This window comes from Streptomyces sp. NPDC053542 (genome assembly GCF_044544685.1).
Taxonomy (GTDB): Bacteria; Actinomycetota; Actinomycetes; order Streptomycetales; family Streptomycetaceae; genus Streptomyces.
This window is the reverse complement of sequence record NZ_JBITXL010000010.1, coordinates 52,981-61,934: the sequence shown is the minus strand read 5'-3', so window position 1 is coordinate 61,934 and position 8,954 is coordinate 52,981. Positions and strand designations below refer to the sequence as shown.

Here is an 8,954-nt window from a genome sequence, read left to right as displayed (position 1 = left end):
CGGGATGTACGTACACCCCGGCCGCCCGCCGCTCGGTATACGGGCTCAGCGCCCGCCCTTGTCCTTGCCGAGCAGGCCCGCGCGGCGCAGCGCGTCGGCCATGGCGCCGTTCGCGGGGGCCGTGTCCCGGCCGCCGCCGCGCCGGCCCTGGCCGCCGCCGCCCTGCCGCTGCCGCGGAGCGCCGCCGCCGCGCCGCTCACCGCGGTCGCCGCGCTCGTCCCGCCGTCCGCCCCGGGTGCCGCCCTGGCGGCCCTGGCCGGCGGCCGCCGTGTGGTCGTCGTCCAGCCGCAGCGTCAGCGAGATCCGCTTGCGCGGGATGTCCACGTCGAGCACCTTCACGCGCACGATGTCGCCCGGCTTCACCACGTCACGCGGGTCCTTCACGAACGTCTTCGACATCGCCGAGACGTGCACCAGACCGTCCTGATGGACGCCGATGTCGACAAAGGCGCCAAAGGCGGCGACGTTCGTGACGACGCCCTCCAGGAGCATCCCGGCCTGCAGGTCGCCGATCTTCTCGACGCCCTCCTTGAAGGTCGCCGTCTTGAACTCGGGCCGCGGGTCGCGCCCCGGCTTCTCCAGCTCGCCCAGGATGTCCGTCACCGTCGGCAGACCGAAGGAGTCGTCCACGAAGTCGGCCGGCTTCAGGGTGCGCAGCACAGCGGTGTTGCCGATCAGCGAGGGCACGTCGCTGCCCGCCGCAGTGACGATCCGCCGCACCACCGGGTACGCCTCCGGGTGCACGCTGGAGGCGTCCAGCGGGTCGTCGCCGCCGCGGATGCGCAGGAAGCCCGCGCACTGCTCGTACGCCTTCGGGCCCAGCCGCGCCACGTCCTTGAGCGCCTTGCGGGTACGGAACGGACCGTTGGCGTCGCGGTGCGCCACGATGTTGTCCGCCAGCCCCGAGCCGATGCCCGACACCCGCGAGAGCAGCGGCGCGGAGGCGGTGTTGACGTCCACGCCCACGCCGTTCACGCAGTCCTCGACCACCGCGTCCAGGGAGCGCGAGAGCTTCACCTCGGAGAGGTCGTGCTGGTACTGACCGACGCCGATCGACTTCGGGTCGATCTTGACCAGTTCGGCCAGCGGGTCCTGAAGGCGGCGCGCGATGGAGACCGCGCCGCGCAGCGACACGTCCAGTTCCGGCAGCTCCTGGGAGGCGAAGGCGGAGGCGGAGTACACCGAGGCGCCCGCCTCGGACACCATCACCTTCGTCAGCTTCAGCTCCGGCTGCGCGGCGATCAGGTCGGCGGCCAGCTTGTCCGTCTCGCGCGAGGCCGTGCCGTTGCCGATCGCGATGAGCTCCACGTTGTGCTCACGGGCGAGCTTCGCCAACGTGGCCAGCGCGGCGTCCCACTTCTGCTGCGGCACGTGCGGGTAGATCGTGTCGGTCGCGGCCACCTTGCCGGTCGCGTCCACGACGGCGACCTTCACGCCCGTACGGAAGCCGGGGTCCAGGCCCATCGTGGCGCGGGTGCCGGCCGGCGCGGCGAGCAACAGGTCGCGGAGGTTCGACGCGAAGACCCGTACGGCCTCGTCCTCGGCGGCCTGGCGCAGCCGCAGCCGCAGGTCGATGCCGAGGTGGACCAGGACGCGGGTGCGCCAGGCCCAGCGCACGGTGTCCAGCAGCCAGCCGTCGGCCGCGCGGCCGCGGTCGGCGATCCCGAACTTGTGCGCGATGGCCTGCTCGTACGATGTCCGGCCCTCGGACGGCTCGGTCTCCGGCTCCAGCGAGAGGTCGAGGATCTCCTCCTTCTCGCCGCGGAACATCGCGAGGACGCGGTGCGAGGGCAGCTCCGTGAACGGCTCGGCGAAGTCGAAGTAGTCGGCGAACTTCGCGCCCGCCTCCTCCTTGCCCTCGCGGACCTTCGAGGCCACCTGACCCCGGGTCCACATCCGCTCGCGCAGCTCGCCGATGAGGTCCGCGTCCTCGCTGAACCGCTCGGTGAGGATGGCGCGCGCGCCTTCGAGGGCCGCGGCCGGGTCGGCCACGCCCTTGTCCGCGTCCACGAACGCCGCGGCGGCCGCCTGCGGCTCCACCGACGGGTCGCTCAGGAGTCCGTCCGCGAGGGGCTCCAGACCGGCCTCACGGGCGATCTGAGCCTTCGTCCGCCGCTTGGGCTTGAAGGGCAGGTAGATGTCCTCCAGGCGGGCCTTGGACTCCGCGCCCCGGATCTGCGCCTCCAGGGCCGCGTCCAGCTTCCCCTGGGACCGTACGGACTCCAGGACCGCCGTCCGGCGCTCCTCCAGCTCCCGCAGGTACCGCAGCCGCTCCTCCAACGCGCGCAGCTGCGCGTCGTCGAGCATCTCCGTGGCTTCCTTGCGGTACCGGGCGATGAACGGGACGGTCGAGCCGCCGTCGAGCAGTTCGACCGCGGCCTTCACCTGCCGCTCCCTGACGCCGAGCTCCTCGGCGATCCTGCTCTCGATGGACCCCGGGGCCCCGGGAGCCCCCGGGGTCTGGATGGGCCCGGTGGACTCGGTGGTTGCCGTCACGATGCTCCCGACCTGCCTTCTCGCGCTGTGCTTGAGCCTGCATTGTGCAGGGTCGCGGTACGGCCTGTCGCGTGACCCGGGCAGGAGGGCACAGGTGTGACAAGAGGCACGGCCTCCGGGGGCGGACGGCCCGCCCCCGAAGGCGGCGGCTCAGCCCTGGCCGAACAGGTCGGCCGGGAAAGCCCCGTTGCCGACCGCGGTGGTGGTGAACTCCGTGGCCAGCTCCGTCAGCCGGGCGACGCCCTCGGCACCGAGGTGCTCGTACGGGGCCGCGTCGAGCCGGTCGGTGGCCTCCTCCAGGTCGGCGCGGAGCCGCGTACCGGCCTCGGTCAGGCCGAAGTCGGCGTCCAGGATGCCGCGCTCGCGCAGCGCCTCGCGCGCCTCCTGCCACTCCTCGGCCGACCAGCCGCGGGTCGCCAGAATCCACTTGGTGCTCATGCCGCGGCCGCTGGCGGTGTGCGAGGCCAGCGCCTCCAGGGGGCCCAGGCCCGCGTCGGCGAGCGCGATGAGGTGGCCGTCGCCGCGGTGCTCGCGCAGCAGGGTCGCGGCGTGCCAGTACGCCAGGTGCGGCGCGTCCGGTACGGGCAGGTCGGCGTGGGCGGCGTACAGCGGACGGGCGTGCCGGACGCAGCCCTCGGCGGCGCTCAGCGCCAGCCGGGCCGCCTCGGCCATCTTGTCGGACTCCACCAGTTCGTCGCCCAGCAGCCGGCGCAGCGTGCTGTCGGCCGCGCGCAGCCGCGCGTCGAGCACCTGCTGCGGGGTGACCGTCGCCCAGGCGTCCGGTATGTGCCGGGCGATCAGCTCGTACTTGAAGTTGTAGAACGTCGCGGCGATGACGCCGGGGCCCACCGGGCCCATGGCGGCGGCCCGGCCCACGAAGTAGGCGGCGCTGCGGTCCTCGATGCCGAGCTTCGCCAGCTCCTGGGGGAAGTCGGGCGAGAAGTACACCGTGGAGTGCAGCGGGTTGATGACGTTGTGGCAGTGCCGTCCGGCGCGGTCGGGCAGTGCGGAGCGGTCCTGCAGGGAAGCCGTTGTGGTCATGGCGGCACGTTACCGACCCGTCGGTATGCCCGGTAGACCGGGGCGGCCAAGAAGGGGCGCACTCGGCATAGGGGAGTGGCGGGGCCGGCATGACGGGAGTGGCGGGCCCGGTGTGGCAGGAAAGGTGGGAAACCCGTCATTGCCGCCATCCCGCCGCGCGCCCAGGATGGGGCCATGCCACCGCACGACGTACTGGTCGTTCTCTTCGACGACGTCCAGAGCCTGGACGTCACCGGCCCGCTGGAGGTCTTCACGGGCGCCGGCCGCTGCGTGCCCGGCGCCTACCGGGTCCGTACCGCCACGCTCGACGGTGCCCCGGTGCGCACCTCCAGCGGCCTGCGGATCACCCCGGACCTCGCGCTGGCCGACGCGGCGCCCCCGGACACCCTCCTCGTGCCCGGCGGACAGGGCACCCGCGACCCCGACCCCCGGCTCGTCGACTGGCTGCGCGCGCAGGCGCCACGGGCCCGCCGCAAGGTCTCGGTGTGCTCGGGCGCGTTCCTGCTGGCCGCCGCCGGGCTGCTGGACGGCCACCGCGCCACCACCCACTGGGCGCTGTGCGACGCGCTGGCCGACCGCTTCCCCGGCGTCGACGTCGACGCCGAGCCGATCTTCATCCGGGACGGCGACCTGGCGACGTCCGCCGGCGTCACCTCGGGCATCGACCTGACGCTGGCCCTCGTGGAGGAGGACCTCGGCCGGGAGGTCGCGCTGACCATCGCCCGCCATCTCGTCGTCTTCCTGCGCAGACCCGGCAATCAGACGCAGTTCAGCGCCCAGCTCGCCGCGCAGACCGCGGAGCGCCCGCCGCTGCGCGAGGTGCAGCACTGGATCACCGAGCACCCGGCCGCCGACCTGTCGGTGGACGCGCTCGCCGCCCGCTGCGGGCTCTCACCTCGCCACTTCGCCCGTGCCTTCCGTGATGAAGTCGGTATGACGCCAGGTCGCTATGTCGACAGAGTTCGGCTGGAGGCCGCACGGCGGCTCCTCGAGGACACCACCGATGCCGTCGAACGCGTCTCACGGCGCTGCGGTTACGGCACCCCCGAAGCCATGCGCCGCGCCTTCGTGCGGGCGCTCGGCACCGGTCCGGCGGAGTACCGGCGCCGGTTCCGGCCGCACAGCCCGACGGCCCCTCAGCCGTCGGCGTCCCGCTGACGAAAGGACCCCTCATGCAGATCGCGATCCTCCTCTACGACCGCTTCACGGCGCTGGACGCCGTCGGGCCGTACGACACGCTCGGACGGCTGCCCGGCGCGGAGACGGTCTTCGTCGCCGAGCGCACCGGGCCCGTACGCAACGACAGCGGCGGCCTTGCGATGGTCGCCGACGCGACCCTGGAGGAGGTCACCGCGCCCGACATACTGGTCGTTCCCGGCGGCCCCGGCCAGAGCGCCCTGATGGCCGACGGCCCGCTGCACGAGTGGCTGCGCACGGTCGACGCCGCCACCACCTGGACCGCCTCCGTGTGCACCGGCTCGCTGCTGCTGGCCGCCGCCGGACTGCTGGCGGGCCGCCGCGCCACGTCCCACTGGCTGGCGCTGGACCAGCTCAAGGAGTACGGCGCCGAGCCCACGGGGGAGCGGGTCGTGTTCGACGGCAAGTACGTCACGGCGGCCGGTGTCTCCTCCGGCATCGACATGGGCCTGACGCTCCTGGGCCGGCTCCAGGGCGACGAGCTCGCGCAGACCGTGCAGCTGGCCGTCGAGTACGACCCGCAGCCGCCGTACGACAGCGGCTCGCCGGAGAAGGCGCCCGCCTCGATCGTGGCGGCACTGCGCGACCGCAGCCGCTTCATCCTGAAGGGCACCTCGTGACGCAGCCCCGGCGCCGGCCGGCAGTCGCCGGGGGATTGTCAGTGGTGCCGTCTACGGTGCTGCCATGACTCGGATGACGTTCGACCGGCACCGCGGCGAGATCGTCGCGCAGACCGACCTGTTGCGTTCCCACATCAAGGGTGCCGACCTGTCGGCCCCGGTCCCGTCCTGCCCCGGCTGGACCGTCAATCAGCTGCTGCGCCACCTCGGCGGCGCGCAGCGCTGGGCGGCGGACCTGGTGCGGAGCAGGGCGACCGAGCCGCTGCCCGACGACCACTTCCGCGATCTTTCTCCGTACGCCGGCGAGGACCCGGCCGAGCTCGACGGCTGGCTCGCCGAGGGGGCGGGGCAGCTCGCGGACGCGCTGGGCGAGGCGGGCCCCGACGGGGAGCTGTGGACCCCCGTTCCGGGCGAGCGGTCCGCGTTCTACGCCCGCCGCTTCGCGCACGAGACGGTGATCCACCGGGCCGACGCGGCGCTGGCCCTCGGCGTGGAGTACGTCCTCGACGAGGAGGTGGCGCTGGACGCGGTCGACGAGTGGCTGGAGCTCGGCTCGCTACCGGTGATGTTCGAGTACCACCCGGAGCTGCGGGAACTGCTGGGCCCCGGCCGCACCCTGCACTTCCACGCCACGGACACCGCGCCCGAAGCGGAGGCGGAGTGGGTCGTCGATCTCACCGGCGAGGTCATCGAGTGGCGCCGGGCGCATGAGAAGGCCGCTGTCGCGGTGCGCGGCCCGCTGACCGAGCTGCTGCTGACGGTCTACCGGCGGCGGCCCGCCCATCGGGACGGCATAGAGATCCTCGGCGACGCGGAGCTGCTGGACTTCTGGCTGGACCGGGTCTCCTTCGGCTGAGGGGAGAGCCGGGCCGGTAGCGGTGGCCGGTGGCTCACACCGTCCAGTCGAAGCGCGGTGCCCGGCGCTCCAGGAAGGCGGCGACGCCCTCCGCCGTGTCGCCGCTGCCGCGCGCCTGCTCCTCCCAGTACGCGATGCGCGCGTCGTCGGCGGGGCCGGCGGCGAACTCCTTCGCCGCCGCCTGGGTCAGCTGCGACCGGCTCGCCAGTACGGCCGAGAAGTCCGCGACCCGCTTGTCCAGCTCGCCCTCCGGCAGCACCTCGTCCACGAGCCCGGTGCGCAGCGCCCGCTCGCAGCCGATCAACTCACCCGAGAAGAGGAGGTACTTGGCGGCCGCCGGGCCGACCAGCCGCACCAGCCGCTGGGTGGACGCGGCCGGGTAGACGATGCCCAGCTTCGCCGGCGTGATGCCGAACAGCGCGCCTTCTTCGGCGAACCGCAGGTCGCAGGCGGCCGCCAGCTGGCTGCCGCCGCCCACGCAGTACCCGCGGATCGCGGCCAGCGACGGCTTCGGGAAGGCGGCGAGCGCCTCCTCGGCGGCCAGCGCGAGGCCCCGGTTCTCGTCCCCCGACTCCCGCAGCGACCCGATGTCCGCGCCCGCGCAGAAGGTGTTCCCCTCGCCGGTCAGCACGAGCACGCGTACGGACCCGTCCCCGGCCAGCCGCTCCACCAGCTCAGGGACCGCGCGCCACATGTCAGCCGTCATGGCGTTCCGCTTGGCGGGGTTGCTGATCGTGACGATCGCGGTGCCGTCGCTGACGCGCGTGCTGAGCCCTGGGTTCATGAAGGGGATCGTAGAGCGGCGGAACCGGCCACGTCCCGGCCCGTGGAGCGTGATCACCACCACGCCCGGCACGTGGGCCGCCTACCCGGCCGCCCGCCCACCGCACCGGCCACGCCACCCGCGCACCCACCGCCCCACCTCCCTCCTCCAACCGAAATCCCGGCGACCGCCCCCCACCCCCGCCGCTACGATCGGCGGTCTGATGTCTGCCACCCTCGTTGCCAAGAATCTCGCCGCCGGGCACGGCGACCGAACCCTCTTCTCCGGGCTCGACCTCGTCGTCGCGCCCGGTGAGGTGATCGGGCTGGTCGGTGCCAATGGCGCGGGCAAGTCCACGCTGCTGCGGCTCTTCGCGGGGCTGGACGGCCCGCAGGAGGGCGAGGTGCGGCTGAGCCCCGCCACCGCGACCGTCGGCCACCTCCCGCAGGAGCCCGAGCGCCGCCCGGGGGAGTCCGTCCGGGACTTCCTCGCCCGCCGCACCGGCGTCGCCGAAGCCCAGCTCGCGCTGGACGAGGCCACCCAGGCGCTGGTCGAGGAGAAGCCGGGCGCGGACGACGCGTACGCCGTCGCCCTGGAGCGCTGGCTCGCGCTCGGCGCCGCCGACCTGGACGAGCGGGCCGAGGAGACCGCGGCCCAGCTGGGCCTGGCCGTCGGCCTGGACCAGCCGATGACCTCGCTCTCCGGCGGCCAGGCGGCCCGCGCCTCGCTCGCCTCCCTCCTCCTCTCCCGGTACGACGTCTTCCTGCTCGACGAGCCGACCAACGACCTGGACCTCGACGGCCTGGAGCGGCTGGAGCGGTTCGTCACCGGGCTGCGCGCCGGCACCGTCCTGGTCAGCCACGACCGCGAGTTCCTGACCCGGACCGTGGACCGGGTGGTCGAGCTGGACCTGACGCAGCAGCAGGTGAACACCTTCGGCGGCGGGTACACCGCGTATCTGGAGGAGCGCGAGCGGGCGCGGCGGCACGCGCGCGAGGAGTACGAGGAGTACGCCGAGACCAAGGCGTCCCTGGAGGCGCGCGCCCACCTCCAGCGCAACTGGATGGAGAAGGGCGTCAAGAACGCCCGCCGCAAGGCCCCCGACAACGACAAGATCGGCCGCAAGGGCCGGGTGGAGGCCACCGAGAAGCAGGCCGCCAAGGCCAAGCAGACGCAGCGCATGATCGAGCGGCTGGACGTCGTCGAGGAGCCGCGCAAGGAGTGGGAGCTGCGGATGGAGATCGCGGCCGCGCCGCGCTCCGGGGCCGTCGTCGCCACGCTGCGCGGCGCGCGCCTCAAGCGCGGCGACTTCCGCTTCGGCCCGGTGGACCTCCAGATCGACTGGGCGGACCGGGTCGCGATCACCGGCCCGAACGGCTCCGGAAAGTCGACGCTGCTCGGTGCGCTGCTCGGCCGGCTCCCGCTGGACGAGGGGCAGGCGTACCTGGGTCCCGGCGTGGTCGTCGGGGAGATCGAGCAGGCCCGCGGGCAGCTCTTCCAGCGCCCGGAGGCGGCCGGCGAACCGCTCCTGGACGCCTTCCGCCGCTCCGTCCCCGAGATGGCGCCGGCGGACGTCCGGACGCTGCTGGCGAAGTTCGGGCTCAAGGCCGGACACGTGCTGCGCCCGGTGGCCACGCTGTCGCCGGGGGAGCGGACCCGGGCGGCGCTCGCCCTCCTACAGGGCCGCGGGGTGAACCTCCTCGTACTGGACGAGCCGACCAACCACCTCGACCTCCCGGCTATCGAGCAGCTGGAGTCCGCGCTCGGGTCGTACCAGGGCACGTTGCTGCTGGTCAGCCACGACCGCCGGTTGCTGGAGGCGGTGCACACCACGCGGCGGATCGAGGTGGCGGACGGGCGGGTCGCCGAGCGCTGAGCACGCGAGCCCGGCGCACGGGCCCGCCCGCGCCCGGGCGTACGGGCCCGCCCGGGCGCGCTGACCGGAAGCCGCCGCACGGCGTCCGGTAATGGATTTGGCCCT

Annotated in this window: 7 protein-coding genes; 4 read left to right on the top strand and 3 right to left on the bottom strand. The window is 73.7% G+C overall.

Features of this window, described 5'->3' with window-relative positions:
• Positions 1-45: 45 nt before the first annotated feature.
• Together ACIGXO_RS26445 and ACIGXO_RS26440 are read right to left on the bottom strand one after the other, a co-directional pair.
• Entirely contained in the window at positions 46-2,466 is a 2,421-nt protein-coding gene (locus tag ACIGXO_RS26445; RefSeq protein WP_399792159.1) for a Tex family protein, read from the bottom strand.
• A 180-nt stretch (positions 2,467-2,646) separates the two neighbouring features.
• Entirely contained in the window at positions 2,647-3,537 is an 891-nt protein-coding gene (locus tag ACIGXO_RS26440; protein ID WP_399791671.1) for a hypothetical protein, read from the bottom strand.
• A gap of 174 nt (positions 3,538-3,711) precedes the next feature.
• On the opposite strand from ACIGXO_RS26440, the gene ACIGXO_RS26435 reads away from it, so the two are divergent.
• From ACIGXO_RS26435 to ACIGXO_RS26425, 3 genes are all read left to right on the top strand, one after another.
• A complete protein-coding gene (locus ACIGXO_RS26435; RefSeq protein ID WP_399791669.1) occupies positions 3,712-4,695 on the top strand; it encodes a GlxA family transcriptional regulator in 984 nt (327 codons plus the stop codon).
• 14 nt (positions 4,696-4,709) lie between these two features.
• A complete protein-coding gene (locus ACIGXO_RS26430) occupies positions 4,710-5,354 on the top strand; it encodes a DJ-1/PfpI family protein (protein WP_399791667.1) in 645 nt (214 codons plus the stop codon).
• Between the two features lie 64 nt (positions 5,355-5,418).
• Complete coding sequence (locus ACIGXO_RS26425; RefSeq protein ID WP_399791665.1) at positions 5,419-6,210, top strand: maleylpyruvate isomerase family mycothiol-dependent enzyme; 792 nt, start codon at positions 5,419-5,421, stop codon at positions 6,208-6,210.
• A 34-nt stretch (positions 6,211-6,244) separates the two neighbouring features.
• Here ACIGXO_RS26425 and ACIGXO_RS26420 read toward each other — a convergent pair whose 3' ends face one another.
• Positions 6,245-6,994: an enoyl-CoA hydratase/isomerase family protein gene (locus ACIGXO_RS26420; RefSeq protein WP_399791663.1), complete on the bottom strand. Its 750-nt coding sequence runs from the start codon at positions 6,992-6,994 to the stop codon at positions 6,245-6,247.
• Between the two features lie 202 nt (positions 6,995-7,196).
• Here ACIGXO_RS26420 and ACIGXO_RS26415 point away from each other — a divergent pair, with 202 nt between their 5' ends.
• Positions 7,197-8,849 (top strand): ABC-F family ATP-binding cassette domain-containing protein, encoded by a 1,653-nt coding sequence (locus ACIGXO_RS26415; protein WP_399791661.1) that lies wholly within the window; start codon positions 7,197-7,199, stop codon positions 8,847-8,849.
• The last annotated feature ends 105 nt before the right edge of the window (positions 8,850-8,954 follow it).